The sequence below is a fragment of the Streptococcus mitis genome, from assembly GCF_002860865.1.
GTDB lineage: Bacteria > Bacillota > Bacilli > Lactobacillales > Streptococcaceae > Streptococcus > Streptococcus mitis_AT.
This window is the reverse complement of the sequence record NZ_PKIE01000001.1, coordinates 832,341-851,763: the sequence shown is the minus strand read 5'-3', so window position 1 is coordinate 851,763 and position 19,423 is coordinate 832,341. Positions and strand designations below refer to the sequence as shown.

Annotated in this window: 13 protein-coding genes and 1 pseudogene; 13 read left to right on the top strand and 1 reads right to left on the bottom strand. The window is 39.2% G+C overall.

What is annotated here, in order from left to right:
• Nucleotides 1–1,660 precede the first annotated feature (1,660 nt).
• From cas6 to alaS, 10 genes and pseudogenes are all read left to right on the top strand, one after another.
• The gene (cas6, locus tag CYK18_RS04230) at nucleotides 1,661–2,392 is read left to right on the top strand and encodes a CRISPR-associated endoribonuclease Cas6 (protein WP_101785271.1); all 732 of its coding nucleotides are present in this window, start codon (nucleotides 1,661–1,663) and stop codon (nucleotides 2,390–2,392) included.
• Entirely contained in the window at nucleotides 2,373–4,667 is a 2,295-nt protein-coding gene (cas10, locus tag CYK18_RS04225) for a type III-A CRISPR-associated protein Cas10/Csm1 (RefSeq protein WP_101785269.1), read from the top strand. Before cas6 ends, cas10 begins: the two co-directional genes overlap by 20 nt.
• The gene (gene csm2, locus CYK18_RS04220; RefSeq protein ID WP_000996502.1) at nucleotides 4,668–5,048 is read left to right on the top strand and encodes a type III-A CRISPR-associated protein Csm2; all 381 of its coding nucleotides are present in this window, start codon (nucleotides 4,668–4,670) and stop codon (nucleotides 5,046–5,048) included.
• The gene (csm3, locus tag CYK18_RS04215) at nucleotides 5,048–5,710 is read left to right on the top strand and encodes a type III-A CRISPR-associated RAMP protein Csm3 (RefSeq protein ID WP_070842546.1); all 663 of its coding nucleotides are present in this window, start codon (nucleotides 5,048–5,050) and stop codon (nucleotides 5,708–5,710) included. The genes csm2 and csm3 overlap by 1 nt, the downstream gene beginning before the upstream one ends.
• A gap of 1 nt (nucleotide 5,711) precedes the next feature.
• On the top strand, nucleotides 5,712–6,617 hold the full coding sequence (gene csm4 / locus CYK18_RS04210; protein WP_084857705.1) for a type III-A CRISPR-associated RAMP protein Csm4: 906 nt from the start codon (nucleotides 5,712–5,714) through the stop codon (nucleotides 6,615–6,617).
• Nucleotides 6,614–7,675: a type III-A CRISPR-associated RAMP protein Csm5 gene (csm5, locus tag CYK18_RS04205; protein ID WP_101785267.1), complete on the top strand. Its 1,062-nt coding sequence runs from the start codon at nucleotides 6,614–6,616 to the stop codon at nucleotides 7,673–7,675. Before csm4 ends, csm5 begins: the two co-directional genes overlap by 4 nt.
• On the top strand, nucleotides 7,672–8,832 hold the full coding sequence (csm6, locus tag CYK18_RS04200; protein ID WP_101785265.1) for a type III-A CRISPR-associated CARF protein Csm6: 1,161 nt from the start codon (nucleotides 7,672–7,674) through the stop codon (nucleotides 8,830–8,832). Before csm5 ends, csm6 (CYK18_RS04200) begins: the two co-directional genes overlap by 4 nt.
• Before the next feature lie 12 nt (nucleotides 8,833–8,844).
• Entirely contained in the window at nucleotides 8,845–10,134 is a 1,290-nt protein-coding gene (gene csm6, locus CYK18_RS04195; protein WP_101785263.1) for a type III-A CRISPR-associated CARF protein Csm6, read from the top strand.
• 304 nt (nucleotides 10,135–10,438) lie between these two features.
• Nucleotides 10,439–10,924: pseudogene (locus CYK18_RS04190) on the top strand (LURP-one-related/scramblase family protein).
• 21 nt (nucleotides 10,925–10,945) lie between these two features.
• Nucleotides 10,946–13,564 (top strand): alanine--tRNA ligase, encoded by a 2,619-nt coding sequence (gene alaS, locus CYK18_RS04185; RefSeq protein ID WP_101785261.1) that lies wholly within the window; start codon nucleotides 10,946–10,948, stop codon nucleotides 13,562–13,564.
• Between the two features lie 196 nt (nucleotides 13,565–13,760).
• Here the strand turns inward: alaS and CYK18_RS04175 are convergent, their stop codons facing one another.
• On the bottom strand, nucleotides 13,761–15,215 hold the full coding sequence (locus CYK18_RS04175) for an alpha-amylase (protein ID WP_101785259.1): 1,455 nt from the start codon (nucleotides 15,213–15,215) through the stop codon (nucleotides 13,761–13,763).
• Between the two features lie 177 nt (nucleotides 15,216–15,392).
• Between CYK18_RS04175 and CYK18_RS04170 the strand changes: the two genes are divergently transcribed.
• The 3 genes from CYK18_RS04170 (at nucleotide 15,393) to CYK18_RS04160 (ending at nucleotide 19,261) form a co-directional block, all read left to right on the top strand.
• Nucleotides 15,393–16,142 (top strand): ABC transporter ATP-binding protein, encoded by a 750-nt coding sequence (locus CYK18_RS04170; protein WP_101785256.1) that lies wholly within the window; start codon nucleotides 15,393–15,395, stop codon nucleotides 16,140–16,142.
• Complete coding sequence (locus CYK18_RS04165) at nucleotides 16,123–17,757, top strand: hypothetical protein (protein ID WP_101785253.1); 1,635 nt, start codon at nucleotides 16,123–16,125, stop codon at nucleotides 17,755–17,757. The genes CYK18_RS04170 and CYK18_RS04165 overlap by 20 nt, the downstream gene beginning before the upstream one ends.
• A 574-nt stretch (nucleotides 17,758–18,331) precedes the next feature.
• Complete coding sequence (locus CYK18_RS04160) at nucleotides 18,332–19,261, top strand: peptidase U32 family protein (RefSeq protein WP_101785251.1); 930 nt, start codon at nucleotides 18,332–18,334, stop codon at nucleotides 19,259–19,261.
• The last annotated feature ends 162 nt before the right edge of the window (nucleotides 19,262–19,423 follow it).

Below are 19,423 nucleotides of genomic sequence, written 5' to 3'. Positions count from 1 at the left end.
CGTATAGCCACCTATCTACCTCGAGAGGGGACGGAAACACCTCATCCCCAACTCTTACCTTTTCTTACTGCTCCTATAAAACCACCCATTCACCTCAGTAGGGGACGGAAACCTTTATTCATTTTTTTACCTTCTTAAAACTTTCGTAAACCAACCTATTGACCTCGAGAGGTGCCGGAAACTATTGAGAGTATCTAGATGTATACAATTCAGTGTTTATAAGAACCTATCTACCTCGAAAGGGGACGGAAACTTTCAAACCATCAACTAATGCATCTTTTAAATCAGACGTATAAGAACCTATCCACCTCGAGAGGGGACGGAAACAAGATATTGCTTCACAAGTGTACATTCACGATAAGTATAAGAACCTATCCACCTCGAGAGGGGACGGAAACCAAAAGTCTGTCCTTCGTTTAAGGTTCTGAATTTTTGCTGTATAAGAACCTATCCACCTCGATAGGGGACGGAAACCTTTCCCTCTAACATTATTACATTCCAAACGAGTAGGGTATAAGAACCTATCCACCTCGAGAGGTGCCGGAAACTAACTCATGGATTCAAACATAAAAGTTAAAAGTTCGTGTATAAGAACCTATCCACCTCGAGAGGGGACGGAAACGCAAGTTCGACATTGACTAGATTTTAGCTTTTTATAAGTATAAGAACCTATCCACCTCGAGAGGGGACGGAAACCGGTCTGAGATTTCTTTGTTCATTGGGATCCAGTCGTATAGCTACCAATCTACCTCGAGAGGGGACGGAAACGAATTGATAGGTTTCAATTTTAATTATTTTCTAGTGTATAAGAACCTATCTACCTCGAGAGGGGACGGAAACTAGAAAGAATTTCTTATTTTATTATTTTTTTTATTTGTATAAGAACCTATCTACCTCGAGAGGGGCCGGAAACTGTTCGAACGGATTTTTCGTCCTGCGGATTATAAGGTATAGATACCTATCTACCTCGAGAGGGGCCGGAAACAAATGAAGATTTGTAGATTTTGTTGTTTGTAGCTGTATAAGAACCTATCTACCTCGCGAGAGGACGGAAACGGCTCTTCTAATTCGTCATAGATATAGCAGTATCTTATAAGAACCTATCTACCTCGAGAGGGGACGGAAACGCGTCTTCCATTTTCGCCATCCACGCTTTTAATGGACGTGTATAAGAACCTATCTACCTCGAGAGGGGACGGAAACTCTCTTCCTCGACCTCGTAGCCGTCAAGCCATGCTCGAGCGAGTATAGATACCTATCTACCTCGCGAGGGGCCGGAAACGGATAAGACATGGCTTTTTCAAAAGTTTCACCTTTGTATAGATACCTATCAACCTCGCGAGGGGTCGGAAACTATACTGAGGAGGTAGAGTCGGCAGGCTGAAAAGCTGTATAAGAACCTATCCACCTCGAGAGGGGCCGGAAACAGGTTGTAAAAAGCATTGATTGAAATCTTATCAAATTCTTGTATAGCTACCTATCAACCTCGCGAGGGGCCGGAAACAGAGAGCAATTTCTCTTTTCAAGCCATTTCTTTTCGTGTATAGATACCTATCTACCTCGAGAGGGGACAGTTTCATAAGGGCAAAGGATTCCAAAAGTAAAATAAAAAAGCGCTCATGAGAAAGCAAAAGCGCAAGTGTATCAATAAAGGAGGCATATGAAACGCATCGATATATCATTTAAGCGGATTGACCAATCACCGAGCGACCTATCGACAAAATTCCAAGGTTTTCTCATGGAAAACCTAGAACCAGACTATGTGACTTGGCTACATGAGCAGGAGACCAACCCCTACTCACTAAAAATCATCCATCAAAAGGACAAGACCCTATGGTCTCTTCATCTCCTGACGGATGAGGCTGTTAAGCAGATTTTGCCTGTTCTATTGGAGCTCAAGAAAGTAGAACTTCATGATTTACCGACTCTCATGGTAGAGTCTCTGTCCATGCAAGATCTCAGTTCGGAGCAACTCTTTGAGTTTTTTAATGAAAACCAAGATCGGTCACTCTACACTATCCATTTTCAAACTCCGACAGGATTTCGCTCCCAGGGAGAGTACGTGCTCTTTCCGACCATGCGTCTCATCTTTCAGAGTTTGATGATGAAGTATGCCCGTCTGGTCGAGAATCGTCAGGACATCGAAGAGGAAACCCTGGACTACTTGGTCATGCATAGTAGGATTACCAGCTATCGATTGGAATCCAGCTATTTTAAAGTCCATGGCAAAAAAATACCTGGTTTCAGGGGGAAATTGACCTTTAAGATTACAGGTCCAAATACCTTGAAAGCATATGCCAATATGCTTCTGAAATTTGGTGAGTACTCAGGTCTCGGTATGAAAACTAGCTTAGGGATGGGAGGTTTAGAACTTGAAGAAAGAAAAGATTGATTTAGTTTATGGATCGCTTTTGCACGCTATCGGCAAGGTGATTCAAGGTTCCAGGCATGATGAGAAAGACCTAGGTACCATTGAGGCCGAATGGTTTAGACGCTTTTCGGATAATGAAAAAATAGCCCAGCAGATATCCAAGGCGACTTCTAGTGATTTGCCGACGGGCTTGGCTCCTGATAGTTTGGTCTATATCACGGCAGCTGCCGCAAAGATTGCTTCAGGCCTAAAAGGGGCAACAAGAACTCATGGAGAAAAAGAAGATTTCCAAAGCAAACAATCGGATATCTTTAATGTATTTTCAGATAACTCTAGTCAGCGTTATCTTGATGCGCGACCTTTAGAGCTTGACGGGGAACCAAACTATGCTAAGGGATCGAGTGAGCCGTCTGACCAGTCAGATTATGACTTGATAGTAGAGACCTTAGAAAAAGAGTTTGAGAGATTGGACTTTAGCCAATCTGAGATAGATGCTCTTTTGAATCTTCTTGAGTCTACTCTTTCCTATGTGCCTGTTTCGACAAGAACCAAGGAATTATCCGATATTTCTCTAGCAACCTACAGTCGTTTGACAGCTGGATTTGCCCTAGCCATAGAAGACTATTTCGCAGACAAGAATTGCCGTGACTATGAGAAGGTACTGGGGCAGGATTTAGAAGCTTTTTATAGCGAGAAGGCCTTTTTATTAGCAAGTTTCGACTTGTCAGGGATTCAGGATTTTATCTATAATATCGCAACAGCTGGTGCAGCCAAGCAACTAAAAGCACGTTCCTTGTATCTAGATTTCATGGGGGAACATATTGCTGACAGCTTACTGGAGAAGTTAGAGCTTACAAGAGCTAATCTCCTCTATGTCGGTGGCGGGCACGCTTACTTTATCCTTCCAAACACCGAAAAAACTAGAGAGAGCTTGGCTAGCTTTGAGGCAGAATTTAATCACTTTTTGGTCAAGCATTTCCAGACAGGCTTGTATGTAGCATTTGGTTGGAGTCCGTTTTCTGCCAATGATATGACAACGACACTGGCCGACTATCGAAAAGTCTATCAAACAACTAGTCGGATGATTTCCCAAAAGAAAATTTCTCGTTATGATGCCAAAACTCTCCTTGAGCTCAACCAAGGAGGAAAAAGTTCCCAGAGAGAATGTGCAATTTGCCATTCCATAGAAAAGCTTACCAAGTCTAATGACCAAGAGGTCTGCCATATCTGTGCAGGAATGTATCGCTTCTCCAAGGAGATACAAGAAGACTACTATATTGTTACAAAAGAAAAAGGCCTGCCGATAGGTCCGGGAGCCTATATTAGCGGTATTTCCAAAGACGACCTTGATAAAGAAGAGTGGGACCGTATTTATGTAAAGAATAGCTATAGTACAGATATCCTAAAAGCAACCCATGTCTTTGTCGGAGATTACAAGTATGATGAGATTTACGAGTACGCCAAATTATCTCAGGATAGTGAAACTGGACAAGGGATTAAGCGATTAGCAGTTGTTCGACTAGATGTGGATGATCTTGGAGCAGCCTTTATGGCTGGATTCTCCTATCAAGATGGTGGCAAATATAATACTCTGGCACGCTCGGCAACCTTCTCTAGAAGTATGAGTCTCTTCTTTAAGGTCTATATCAACCAGTTTGCGAAGGAGAAAAAACTATCGATCATTTATGCCGGTGGAGATGATGTATTTGCTATCGGTTCTTGGCAGGATATTATTGAGTTTACTATTTGTCTCCGACAAAACTTTATCAAGTGGACAAATGGCAAATTAACCCTATCAGCAGGAATCGGCCTCTTTCCAGATAAAACTCCAGTTAGCCTCATGGCTGAAGAAACTGGTAAGCTAGAAGGAGCAGCAAAGGATAACGACAAGGATAGTATTTCCCTTTTTAAAGCAGGTAATACCTTGAAGTTGGACCAATCTTTTGGCAATGTTGATTCTGAAAGAAATTATACATTGAAGTTCGACCAATTTATTGACAATGTCTATAATGGGAAACTGAAGAGCATTCGTTACTACTTTAATATTCAAGATGAGCGAGGAAAGAGTTTTGTATATAGACTTATTGAGCTCCTTCGCAACTACGATCGTATGAATATTGCTCGATTAGCCTATTATTTGACGCGCTTAGAAGATCAAACTTCTAAGGATAAAAAAGAAGAGTTTAAAGAGTTTAAAGATTTATTCTTTTCTTGGTATACAGGTAGCGATAATGAACGTAAGGAAGCAGAGATAGCTTTACTTCTATATATTTATGAGATTAGAAAGGATTCATAGATGGCAATTTTAACAGATGATAATTACGTAGATAAGGCAGAAAAAACCATTAAAAATTTAGTAACTGATAAGCGTAATTTTAAAAATAAAAATTCAGATGTTCTATCCATGAGTAAACTACGAAACTTATTGAGTTTAACGAGTACCCTCTTTGATGAAAGTAAGGTCCGTGAGTACGAAGAATTAAAGGATAAGATTGCCTATTTGAGGGTCCAATTCGTCTATCAATCAGGCCGTGAAGAGGCGGTACTGGACTTAGTTCAAAAAGGTGAGATTTTACCAATTTTAAAAGAAATTAATAGTAGGGAAAGTCTCCAACGTTTTTGTCGCTATATGGAAGCGCTAGTAGCTTATTTTAAATTTTATGGAGGAAAAGATTAATGGCATTTGCAAAAATTAAAGTAACAGCACAAATCCGTCTAGAGACAGGACTTCATATTGGGACAAGCAATGCTTTTGCGGCGATTGGTGCTACGGACTCACCTGTGATTAAAGATCCAATTACAAACTTACCCATTATTCCAGGATCTAGTATCAAAGGGAAAATGCGTACCCTTTTGGCAAGAGTATATAATACTAAATTAGCAGAAAAACCAGGAGAAGATGGGGAAATTATTAGTCGTCTCTTTGGGAATAGTTCAGACAAAAACTATAAAGTAGGAAGACTCATCTTTAGAGATGCCTTTCTAACTAACAAAAAGGATTTAGATTCACGAGCTGTCAAAGGTTATACTGAAGTTAAGTTTGAAAATACTATTGATCGTATCACTGCTGAAGCAAATCCAAGGCAAATTGAACGTGCTATCCGAGACAGTATCTTTGGATTTGAGCTGATCTATGAGGTGACAGACAAGAGTCAAGCTCAAGTAGAAGAAGACTTCAAAGTGATTCTTGATGGATTAAAACTGTTGGAACTTGATTATTTAGGTGGTTCAGGTTCTCGTGGATATGGTAAAGTTGTTTTTGAGGATCTTAAAGCAAATACAGTTTTCGGAAACTATGATGTTAGTAGATTGAATGAACTTTTAACTACGGAGGTCTAGTATGACCTATAAGATGTATATTATGAACTTTCAGTCTGCTCACTTTGGAGCAGGTACTCTGGATAGTTCTAAAATGACTTTTGCAGCTGACCGATTATTTTCTGCCTTGGCTATTGAGGCAAAAAAAATGGGGAAAATGGAGGAATTCGTGTCAATAGCGGGTCAAGATCATTTTGTTTTGACTGATGCCTTTCCTTATCAGTCAGGTCCATTATTACCTAAGCCGATAGGATTTCCAAAGTTTGATCAGCCTGACTTAACAACGGATGTCAAAGAAGTAAGACGTCAAGCGAAAATGGCGAAGAAACTTCAGTTTATACCCTTGGATAAATTTGATTCTTATGTAAAAGGAACGCTTTTTGAAGACGAAGAACATGCAGTAACAAACATTATCACTAAAAACCAACCTCATGTAGATGGGAATCTTTTTCAAGTGTCTACCGTTAGATTTAGAGATGATTCTTCTCTTTACGTGATTGCAAACGAATCTGACCTCTTGAATGAACTCATGACAAGCTTGCAGTATACAGGAATTGGTGGGAAACGTTCTAGTGGTTATGGACAATTTGATTTGACTATTTTAGATTTACCAGATAGCTTAAAAAATCGTCTCACCAAGACCCATCAAGAACCTGTCATGACATTGACGACTTCTCTACCAGTCGAAAAGGAACTTGAATATGCTATGGAAACTGGTTCCTATTTAATAAGTAAATCAAGTGGTTTTGCTTTTAGTACAGAAACTAATGAAAATTACCGTAAGCAGGATTTATATAAGTTTGCTTCTGGATCTACTTTCTCTGAAACCTTTACAGGACATATTGTAGATGTAAGACCTCTTGATTTCCCACATGAAGTATTAAACTATGCTAAACCACTATTTTTCAAGATGGAGGAAGAAAGATGAAAACAGAATATAGAACCTTTCAATTTACCCTCCTAGCCATGGCTCCTATCCATATTGGGAATGGTGAAAAATATACTTCTCGAGAATTTATCTATGAAAATGGGTACTTTTATTTCCCTGATATGGGTAAGTTTTATAATCGAATGGTGGAGAAAGGATACGATCATAAATTTGAGCGTTTTTTACAAGAGACAAAGCCAAACGCTAGAAATAATCGCTTGATTTCCTTTTTAGAGGATAACCGCATTTCTGACCGTAATTTTGGTGGCTATAGAATTATAGAAACTAAGTTAGAAACAAATAATAATTATTTAAGAGGAGGCGCAATAAATCAAGTATCAAAGTTTATTAGAGATCCTTTTGGTAATCCCTATATTCCTGGAAGTTCATTAAAGGGAGCTATTCGAACTATTTTGATGAATACCAATCCTGACTGGAATAATGAAAATGTTGTGAAAGATGAAAAGGAAAACAAATCTTTGATTCCTTGGGGAGCAAAAAAAGGTCAGAATTATGATGACTTGTTTAACACTATTCGTGTTAGTGATAGCAAACCATTTAGAAATGACAGTCTTATTTTAGTTCAAAAATGGGATCATAAAGCCACCCCCCCTCTTGTCAAGCCTCTTCCTTTATATAGGGAAGCAACCGCGCCCTTAACTAAAATCAATTTCACTATTACTACAACTACTAAGGAAGCTGGAATCCTAATGGAAGAATTAGGACAGAGAGCGCAAGCCTTTTACAAAGAATATAAAAACTTTTTCTTATCAGATTTTCCTGAAAATAAAATTCAGCCAAATATTCAATATCCTATCTATTTGGGAGCGGGAAGTGGAGCCTGGACAAAGACCTTGTTTCAACAAGCGGATGGAATCTTACAAAAACGGTATAGTCGAATGAAGACCAAGATGGTTGGTAAGGGTGTTTTGAAACTGACGAAAGCACCAAGGAAAAGTGTTAAAACAACACAGGCAACTCGAAAACTGATAATGAATGATGAGTCTTTCTATGAAATGGGCAAAGCTAATTTCATGATTAAGGAGATTAGTCGATGAAAATTTTAATATCAGCAGTCGGTAATACGGATCCAATCCGTAATTTTCACGATGGAGCTTTAGTACATATTGCAAGAAAATACCGTCCAGATAAGATTATTATTGTTTTTTCTGAGGAATTAATTAGTAAGAAAGATGATATTGAGAAAGTAATTCGTTCTATAGACAATGAATATGTCCCAGAGATTGTATACCATGAGCCAATCATCTTAAATAATGACGTATATGTTTTTGATACCATGTATGATCAATTTGATGCTATTATACAACAGTATTATACAAAAGACGACGAATTTATTCTCAATCTTTCAAGTGCAACTCCTCAAATAAAATCAGCTTTGTTTGTGATTAATAGACTTAGTGAGATCAATGTCAAGGCAGTACAAGTTTCAACTCCTGCCCAAAAATCAAACGCTGGAGTTGGGCATGATGATTCAGAAGATATTGATGCACTAATTGATACAAATGAAGATAATATACCAGAATTCATTGATCGAACATTAGAAGATGAAGCAGAAAAATTCTCCTATGCTCTAATTAAAAAAACAATTCGAGATTTCATTCAGAGATATGACTATAAGGCCGCTCTAGAGTTGGCAAATCAATTACCAGATTTTTCTGGTTTGAAAGAAGCGCGTAAAAAATTGCAAGATATTGTAGATGCGCTAGATAGACAAGATATTCCCCAAACTTTAAAAAATAGAAAATGGAGTGATGAGAAGAAGAAGGTTTTCAATGCTTATCTAACAATTGAATTGCAAAAAGAACGTGGGAATTTCAGTGAAGGACTCATTAGAATTAAAACCTTGACTGAATTTATCTTGGAAGATTATATTGATAACCGCTATCCAGGATTATTGGATAGATATGTAGATGAATCAGAAAAATATTTCTTGGGAATTTGGGATTATAGTAAAATTCTTAAAGAAAAAAAAGAGTGGACTTTATATAATCAAATTAAACCGATGATCAACATGAACACTTCACGAAATACACTAGCTCATCGATTGGATCCATTGCAATCGGAAGAATTACGTCAGTTAGGATCCGTCTTAAAAAATCTCAAGGCTTTAGTTAAAGAACAGTATCAATTTAATGAAAAAGATTTCAATTTCTATAAAGAATTAAATAAGGAATTATTGGAATTATTAAAGTAACGAGGTGAAAGTTTGACTATTTTAATCTCAGCAGTGGGAACGACAGATCCAATTAGTAATAATAGAGATGCAGCTTTATTACATATTGCACGCACTTATAGACCGGAGAAGATTGTTTTAGTTTATAGTGAGGAGATGCTGATCAAGAAAGATCTCATTGAGCAAGCTATTTTTTCTATAGAAGATTATCATCCTGATGTGACAATTGAGTCAACAATTCTAAAAAATGATGAGGTTTATCTATTTGATAAAATGTATGAGGTTATGGGACAGATTGTTGAAAAATATTCTGGAACTGATCATCAATTAATCTTAAACCTATCTTCAGGAACGCCTCAGATTATTTCGGCTTTATTTGCCCTCAATCGAATCAAAGATTATAATACTCAGGCTATCCAAGTTGCAACTCCTAACAAATCAGCAAATAGAAAGTATGTTCCACTTTCAAGTGAAGGTGAACAGAAGCTTTTTAACGAGAACGAGGATAACCAAAAGGATTACGAAGATCGTACTATTAAAGATGAGGCTGAAAAATTTAATCAATCTTTAATTAAACGTCATTTAAGAAATCTGATAGCTTCCTATGATTATCTTGCCGCAGAAGAACTTGTTACAAAAAAAGAATACAATAACTTACTTTCTAAAAAGAAATTATCTTTTTTACGAGCTACATTAAATGACTTTGTAAAAGTATTTAAAACGCAAGCTATTTTAAAAGATATTCAAGACTATCCATTGACAGATGTTGAGAAGAAAGCCCTTAATTACTTTTTAATGATAGAAGTCTTGAAAGAGAGAGGACAAGTAGCAGATGTCTTAATCAAATCAAAGTCTTATGTTGAATTTATCATCGAAGAAAAGATTAAAAAAGATTATCCAGATTTAATCAAATACGATGGGGCCTTACCCAAATTAAATGAGGAATACAAAGATTTTGAAGAGATTTTAGATTTTATTGATTTAGAATTTAAAAAAGCAAAAGGGATAGAAAATGAAGAGGAAAGAATTTATTCACCTCAATCAACCTTAAACCTTTTATCTTATGAAAATATTCTAACTTTTTATCAAGTTTCTCCTGACTTACTGAAGTCACTAAAGGTTATTACCGGTCTAAATAGTGAGCGTAACAAAGTTGCACATGGACTATCAGAAATTGATGGTAAAATAGTAAATTCTAAAAAATTGAACCAAACAATAGATACCTTACGTTTTGTTCTTCAGGATACATTTGATATTGAAGATGATTATTTTGGATATTATCAAAAAATCAATGACAAATTACTAGATTTGCTTCGTTCTTAACGAACAATCATATTTTGAAAGATTTCTACTTAGTTCAAATTACTATTTTGTACTATTTCATTAGGACGATTTCCAGTTGACGCAGACTTAAAAAAACGATATAATAAGAGAGTTGAGAATTGATTTTCAGTGGTCTTAGTCCAGAGAAATGGCGGTGCTGCGAGCCATCTAAGCTAGGAAGTCATGCTACTCAATCATACAATTGCATAAGAATAAGAGAATGACAAGTTCATTGAATGAAGGTGGTACCGCGGTTTTTCGCCCTTCGTGATATGAGCTTGTCTTTTGATTTTTGGAGGTGTTGATGAAAACATTTCTTGTCAAACAAAAGTTTCGTCTTGGAGGCGAACGCTTCGCTATCAAGGATGACAGGGGAGAAATCGCCTATCAGGTGGAGGGATCATTTTTTAAGATTCCTAAAACTTTTACTATTTATGACGCTAATGGAGAACAGGTCAGTCAGATCAGTAAAGAAATCTTGACCTTGCTTCCTCGTTTTGAGATTCAGCTTCGGGATGGGTCGAGTTTCGTCATTCGGAAGAAGTTGACCTTCTGGCGAGATAAGTATGAGTTTGATAATCTGGGTCTTCGTATCGAGGGCAATATCTGAGATTTAGATTTCAAATTGCTAGATGATCGCGATCAGCTAATTGCAGAAATTAAGAAGGAACTCTTCCATCTGACCTCTACCTATACCGTAACAGTTCTTGAGGATGCTTATGCAGACCTAGTCATTTCCCTCTGTGTTGCGATTGACTATGTGGAAATGCTGGAAAGCCAATCACATTAAACAAGTAAATAAGGAGACAACATGAAACAACTATCTAGTGCACAAGTACGCCAAATGTGGCTTGATTTCTGGGCGACCAAAGGTCACTCTGTAGAACCATCAGTGAGCTTGGTTCCTGTAAATGACCCAACTCTTTTGTGGATCAACTCTGGAGTAGCAACCCTTAAGAAATACTTTGACGGAACCATCATCCCTGAAAATCCACGTATTACCAATGCGCAAAAGGCTATCCGTACCAACGATATCGAAAACGTAGGGAAGACTGCACGTCACCATACCATGTTTGAAATGTTGGGGAATTTCTCTATCGGGGATTACTTCCGTGACGAGGCCATCACTTGGGCTTATGAGCTTTTGACAAGCCCAGAATGGTTTGATTTCCCTGCTGAAAAACTCTACATGACCTACTATCCAGATGATAAAGATTCTTATAACCGCTGGATTGAAGTAGGAGTGGACCCAAGTCACTTGATTCCAATCGAGGACAACTTCTGGGAAATCGGTGCTGGACCTTCTGGACCTGATACAGAAATCTTCTTTGATCGTGGAGAAGCCTTTGACCCAGAAAATATCGGTATTCGTCTTCTTGCAGAAGATATTGAGAACGACCGCTATATCGAAATCTGGAACATCGTTTTGTCACAATTTAACGCAGACCCTGCTGTTCCTCGTAGCGAGTACAAGGAATTGCCACACAAGAACATTGATACGGGCGCTGGTTTGGAGCGTTTGGTGGCCGTTATCCAAGGGGCTAAGACAAACTTTGAAACAGACCTCTTCATGCCAATCATTCGTGAAGTGGAGAAATTGTCTGGTAAGGTCTACGACCAAGATGGCGACAACATGAGCTTCAAGGTTATCGCTGACCACATCCGTTCATTGTCATTTGCCATCGGTGATGGTGCCCTTCCAGGAAATGAAGGTCGTGGTTACGTCCTTCGCCGTCTTCTCCGTCGCGCTTCTATGCATGGTCAAAAATTGGGCATCAACGAGCCTTTCCTTTACAAACTGGTTCCAACTGTTGGAAAAATCATGGAAAGCTACTACCCAGAAGTGCTTGAAAAACGTGACTTTATCGAAAAAATCGTTAAGAGCGAAGAAGAATCATTTGCGCGTACTCTTCACTCAGGTCAACACTTTGCTCAAGGCATCGTAGCAGACTTGAAAGAAAAAGGTCAATCTGTCATTGCTGGTTCAGATGTCTTCAAACTTTATGACACTTATGGATTCCCAGTTGAATTGACAGAAGAAATCGCTGAAGAAGCTGGTATGACTGTAGACCGTGAAGGTTTTGAAGCAGCCATGAAAGAACAACAAGAACGTGCGCGTGCCTCAGCTGTCAAAGGTGGCTCAATGGGTATGCAAAATGAAACCCTCCAAAACATCACTGTAGAAAGTGTCTTCAACTACAATGCTAGCCAATTGTCTTCTAAATTGGTGGCTATCGTGGCTGACAATGCAGAAGTAGAAGCTGTATCAGAAGGAACTGCCTCACTTATCTTTGCGGAAACGCCATTCTACGCTGAAATGGGTGGACAGGTAGCTGACCATGGACAAATCTTGGATGAGTCAGGTAAGGTTGTAGCTACTGTGACAAATGTTCAAAAAGCACCAAACGGACAAGCTCTTCATACAGTTGAAGTCCTTGCACCGCTTGCCTTGAACCAAGAATATACCTTGGCAATTGATACAAATCGTCGTCACCGTGTCATGAAAAACCACACTGCGACTCACCTGCTTCACGCTGCACTTCACAATATCCTTGGAAACCACGCAACACAAGCAGGATCACTTAACGAAGTTGAATTCCTTCGTTTTGACTTCACTCACTTCCAAGCAGTAACTGCTGAAGAATTGCGTGCGATTGAACAGCAAGTTAACGAAAAAATCTGGGAAGCTCTTGAAGTGAAGACAGTTGAAACGGATATTGACACTGCTAAAGAAATGGGAGCTATGGCCCTCTTTGGTGAGAAATACGGAAAAGAAGTCCGTGTTGTTACTATCGGTGACTACTCTATCGAGCTTTGTGGTGGTACTCACGTTGGCAACACTTCTGAGATTGGTCTCTTCAAGATTGTCAAAGAAGAAGGGATCGGATCAGGAACTCGCCGTATCTTGGCAGTGACTGGTAAGGAAGCCTTTGAAGCCTACCGTGAACAAGAAGACGCTCTTAAAGCTGTCGCAGCAACCTTGAAAGCACCTCAAGTCAAGGAAGTGCCTCACAAGGTAGAAGGACTTCAAGAACAACTTCGTCAACTTCAAAAGGAAAATGCTGAGTTGAAAGAAAAAGCTGCGGCTGCAGCTGCAGGCGATATCTTCAAAGACGTTAAGGAAGTCAATGGTCACCGTTACATTGCTAGCCAAGTATCTGTATCAGATGCTGGTGCCCTTCGTACTTTTGCAGATAACTGGAAACAAAAAGACTACTCTGATCTTCTTGTCCTAGTTGCCGCTATCGGTGACAAAGTCAATGTCCTTGTAGCAAGCAAAACAAAAGACCTTCATGCAGGAAACATTGTCAAAGAATTGGCACCAATCGTCGATGGACGTGGTGGTGGTAAACCAGACATGGCCATGGCAGGAGGAAGCAATCAAGCTAAGATCCAAGAATTGTTGGATGCGGTAGCAGGTAAATTGTAATCAAGTAATACTCTTCGAAAATCAAATTCAAACAACGTCAGCTTCGCCTTGCCGTACTCAAGTACAGCCTGCGGCTAGCTTCCTAGTTTGCTCTTTGATTTTCATTGAGTATAAAGATCTATCCATTTGGGTAGGTCTTTTTTGTGAATACAAAAAAGCCAAATCCGTTTGGACCTGACTTGATTATTATGAACTATTAGATTGTATTGGCTGCCCAGACACTTACCGAAGCAGCTGAGACTGGAAATTGTCCATAACCTTCCTCATCAATTGTAACTTGACCTTGGTGGTTTTCAAGTAAATCTACAAAGGTTTGGTTAGCCCATTCTTGGCCGACAAACATAGACTTGCTGTTTTCTTGGTCATTTGAGATGAGGACTGCGATTGGGGATTGATTTTCAGCACCTGAACGTACCCAACCGATACAGTTAGGATCATCAAAATAGTCATTTTGTTCTCCATAGGCCAAATCTTTTCGGATGGCTAGGAGGCGGTCAAGGACTTCTTTGAAATCCTGTTGAGCATACTGTCCTGAAATACCATAGTAGTCTCCGTAAAAGACACATGGAAGGCCATCTTGGCGTAAGAGAATGAGGGCATAGGCTGCTGGCTTAAACCATTCTTCAACAGTAGACTCAAGGGCCTGTCCTCGTTGGGTATCGTGGTTGTCGACAAAGGTTACAGCCTTGTAAGGTTTGAGTTCAACCAAGCTATCTGTGAAAATACCACGAAGGTCATAGTTTGCGCCAGCTTGACTGGCTTCAAAGAGATTCTGGTGGAGACGAACATCGACAAGGTCAAAGCGTTCTTCTGTTTTTTCAAGGTAGTCTAGATTGGCTTCCTTATCAGGATTCCAGAATTCACCAAAAACATAGAAATCGTCACCGTATCTTTCCTTCATATCTCGGATGAAATTGCTCATGAAGAAAGAGTCAATGTGCTTAACGGCATCCAAGCGGAAACCAGCTACACCAGTTGTCTCCATGAACCATTCAGCCCAGTCATAGATGTTTTGTATGACTTCAGGATGTTTAAAGTCTAGGTCTGCATACATGAGGTAGTCGTAGTTTCCGTTTTCGTTATCGACCAATTCCTCATTTGCCCAGCCCTTATTGTCACCTTGGATCAGATAAATCCCAGACTTACGGCGTTTGGCATCATAGTCTGTACCGGTGAAGTGGTACCAGTGCCAGTGGAAGTCATTGTAGGTATCTTGGCGACCATCGAAGGTAAAACTAGTCCAGCCATTGATGGTGAAGGGTTCTCCAAGTTCAACCGTACGGTCAACCGGATCCACTTCAATAACCTGAAAAGCTTCCATGTGATCAGCAGCAGCCTTGTGATTGAGCACCACATCGGCCATAGGTTGAATTCCCTGTGCTTTTAGGGCTTGAATGGCTTGAAGATAGTCTTCTTTAAAACCATACTTGGTGCGGACAGTTCCTTTTTGGTTAAACTCTCCTAGGTCAAATAAGTCATAGACCCCATAACCTACATCTTTTTCATTGGTTGCCTTAAAAGCTGGTGGCATCCAGACATGGCTGATACCGAGATCAGCTAGGTGTTGAGCATCTTCAGCCAGATGCGTCCAGTGCTGACCGTCGTGGGGCAGATACCATTCAAAGTACTGCATGAGTGTTTGATTTTGCATGATGTTTCCTCTTACTTGTCAATCTTGTTCTTTATTCTATCATAAAGTATCGGTTAGCTCAAACGTTTGCGTAAAACTGAATAATAAGTTTTTGACTATTTTATATAAAATGTTGATTTTTAAAATGAAAGCGCTATAATTATAGTGAATTACATAGATAAAGAGAGGAGATTTCTTATGATTGAATTTCAAAATGTTAGTAAGTTGTATGGTGATAAAGAGGCTTTGAGCAATCTCAATCTGCAGATTGAAAATGGAGAGATTATGGGCTTGATTGGCCATAATGGGGCTGGAAAATCGACCACCATAAAGTCTCTAGTCAGTATCATTTCACCAAGTAGTGGTCGTATTTTGGTAGACGGTCAGGAGTTATCGGAAAATCGCTTGGCTATCAAACGAAAGATTGGCTACGTAGCAGACTCGCCTGACTTATTTTTACGCTTAACAGCTAATGAATTTTGGGAATTGATCGCCTCATCCTATGATCTGACTAGCTCTGACTTGGAAGCTAGTCTAGCTAGGCTATTGAGTGTTTTTGATTTTGCTGAAAATCGCTATCAGGTTATTGAAACTCTTTCTCACGGAATGCGTCAGAAAGTCTTTGTCATCGGAGCACTATTGTCTGATCCTGATATTTGGGTCTTGGACGAACCCTTGACTGGTTTAGATCCTCAGGCTGCCTTTGATTTGAAGAAAATGATGAAGGAACATGCACAAAAAGGGAAGACGGTCTTGTTTTCAACTCATGTCCTAGAGGTAGCCGAGCAAGTCTGTGATCGGATTGCCATTTTGAAAAAGGGACATTTGATTTATTGTGGTAGCGTAGAGGACTTGAGAAAAGACCATCCAGACCAGTCTTTAGAAAGTATCTATCTTAGCCTTGCTGGTAGAAAAGAGGAGGTTTCAGATGCGTCTCAAGGTCATTAAAAAATTAGTTGATATCAATATCCTCTATTCATCTCAAGAAGCTAATCTGGCTAACCTACGAAAGAAGCAAGCTAAGAATCCTGGAAAAAAAGTAAATGTTTCCGCTAGAGTCCTAAGTTCTTACATTTTTTCCAGTCTTTTATTACTTATCTTTTTTAGTAATATAGCCTTTCGTTTTCCTTTTGAGGAAAGTCCTGTTCATTTTAGTTTCATGGTTGCTATTTTTCTAGTGCTTGCCTTTTCAACTTCTTTCACTGCATTTTACAATGTCTTTTATGAGAGTAAGGACTTGGCATCTTATAGGCCCTATGCTTTTAAAGAATCAGAGATTATAATTGCTAAAGGACTGTCTGTCCTCTTGCCAGCTCTAGCTGGAATTGTACCAATCCTAGCTTATTTTCTAGCCCTCTACATTAGGCTAGCTCCTTCTCTTTGGCTGGGTTTTCCTTTGCTGCTGCTGTCCTTGGCCTTATTATTTGTCTCTGTCACTTTAGTGATGGTAGTGGCAGTACATTTCTTGGCTCAGACTACGGTCTTCAGAAAGTATCAGTCTATTTTTTCGAATGTGATGATTGGGATAGGAGTTCTCATACCTTTAATATTTGTCTTCTTTCTACAGTCGACTTCTGGACGTATTGTTGACAAAGTTAGAGACATTCCATTTCTCCTTTATCCTCTTCATCTCTTTTACAAAATAGCAGTGGAGCCTTTTTCGACAGAAGCCATCCTGGGTCTGCTCGCTTGGATAGGACTAACTCTCTTCTTGCTTTACTTGAGCAAAAAGAAGGTTTTTCCTCGTTTTTATGACGTGATTCTGCTTAACAGTGAGGAGAAGGTCAAGAAAGAACGTCTCAGCAAGGAGAGGATTTCAACTACTAAAAAGGGCTTTTTCCGCATGGTTTTGCGCTACAACCTCTCCCTCTTGGGACAGGGAACTGGCGTGGTTACAGTGCTTTTTACAAGTGCTTTCCTTCCTTATCTCATGATGCTTGGTATGATTTCCAAAATCCGAGATTCTCAGATAGTTCCAGACATTCATCCTCCATACTGGTTACCCTTGTTTTTTATAGCTCTCTTTATAGCAGTTGTCAATAACAATATCACCAGTCTGCCTTCAATTGCCTTGTCCTTGGAGAGGGAAAATGTTGATTTTCTGAAGAGTTTACCCTTTGACTTTGCTCGTTATGTGAAAGTGAAATTTTGGATTATATTTGCTGTCCAGTCCTTTTTACCAGTTCTGACTTTACTTGGCCTTTCTCTCTATCTAGGCTTGCCCATCCTTTCGATGATTTACCTTCTTGTGGCATGGATCCTTGCCAGTGTCATCCTTTCTTGCCACCACTACTTTAAGGATGTGAAAAATCTGTCAACCAATTGGAGTAGCATTACGGACTTGGTGAACCGTTCAAATCGTATAGTAGCAATAGTTTTACTCTTAATTTATAGTGTTATATTAATGATTTTAGTCATTATAAGCTTGTTCTTGGTTCAGTCTCTCTCCCCTGTCCTTGCAATCAGCTTGGGAGTAGGAGCTCTTATCCTTCTACTTGCTCTTGCTATTTTTGGTTATCGTTACTACCTATCACGCATATTGGCAGAAATAGAAAAAAGATGAGATAGTTGGTCGCTTGATTGATAAATTTTATAAAAAGAAATGAGGCTGAGCAAAAAATCACTTCTAACTAGCAAAAAAACGAGCATTTCCGTAGATGGAGATACTCGTTTTTCTATGTCGTTTTTGTTACTATAACAACAAAACGACTAGAAATTTATAACAATGTATAAATCCTACAGCATCAATTGCTTAAATTTTGGACTAGAGTTTATCTATGATGTTTTGAAGATTAATGGAGCTTGAGATGTTTGCTATTTATGGATAGTGTACAAAGTAAATTGTTACTGGCGAGCTCTCTCATGCTTTTGGGTTTGCCTTTCTTCTAGTTATTCTTATAAAAATCCGTTCTATACTCAATGAAAATCAAAGAGCAAACTAGGAAGATAGCCTCAGGTTGCTCAAAGCACCGCTTTGAGGTTGCAGATAAAGCTGACGTGGTTTGAAGAGTATTAGACTAATTTCCACTTTGCTCAGGCAAGTGGAAGTTACTTTGAGAAGTTACCGAAATAATTCCTATTTGTAAAACTCTGATAAGTTTTGGCTGATTTTGGAGAAATGTGGTATAATTTTTCTTATGGAAAAGATTATCATTACAGCAACTGCTGAAAGTATTGAACAAGTTAAACAACTGCTCGAGGCTGGCGTAGACCGTATCTATGTCGGTGAGAAAGATTTTGGCCTTCGTCTGCCAACAACCTTTAGTCATGACCAATTGCGTGAAATCGCTAAGCTGGTTCATGATGCTGATAAGGAATTGATTGTTGCAGTCAATGCCCTCATGCACCAAGACATGATGGACCGTATCAAGCCTTTCCTGGACTTCTTGGAAGAAATTAAGACCGATTACATTACAATTGGGGATGCAGGTGTCTTTTATGTGGTCAATCGCGATGGTTATTCATTTAAGACCATCTATGATGCTTCAACTATGGTGACAAGTAGTCGTCAGATTAACTTCTGGGGACAAAAGGCTGGCGCATCTGAGGCTGTTTTGGCGCGTGAAATTCCATCAGCTGAACTCTTCAAAATGCCAGAGATTTTGGAAATTCCTGCTGAAGTTTTGGTTTACGGTGCTAGTGTTATTCACCATTCTAAACGTCCGCTCTTGCAAAACTACTATAACTTCACGCATATCGATGATGAAAAGACTCGCAAGCGTGACCTCTTCTTGGCTGAGCCAAGTGACCCAGAGAGTCACTATTCCATTTTTGAAGACAATCATGGAACCCACATTTTTGCCAACAATGACCTTGATTTGATGACAAAATTGACAGAATTGGTAGAGCATGGTTTCACTCACTGGAAACTAGAAGGACTCTACACTCCAGGTCAGAACTTTGTTGAGATTGCAAAACTCTTTATCCAAGCGCGTAGCTTGATCCAAGAGGGCAACTTTAGCCATGACCAAGCTTTCTTGCTGGATGAGGAAGTACGTAAGTTACACCCTAAAAACCGTTTTCTTGATACAGGATTCTATGACTACGATCCTGATATGGTTAAATAAAGTAAATGATTCATTGAGAGAAGGAAAATTTAAAATTTCTTCTCTCAATTTTTCTTGTTTCCTCACCATTTTCAAAAATCAGCAGGCTAGGATGCTCGACTTACTGAGATTTTTAAGAAAAGTAACCTTCTTGAGTTTGAAAATTATCCCATGTTTGCAGGT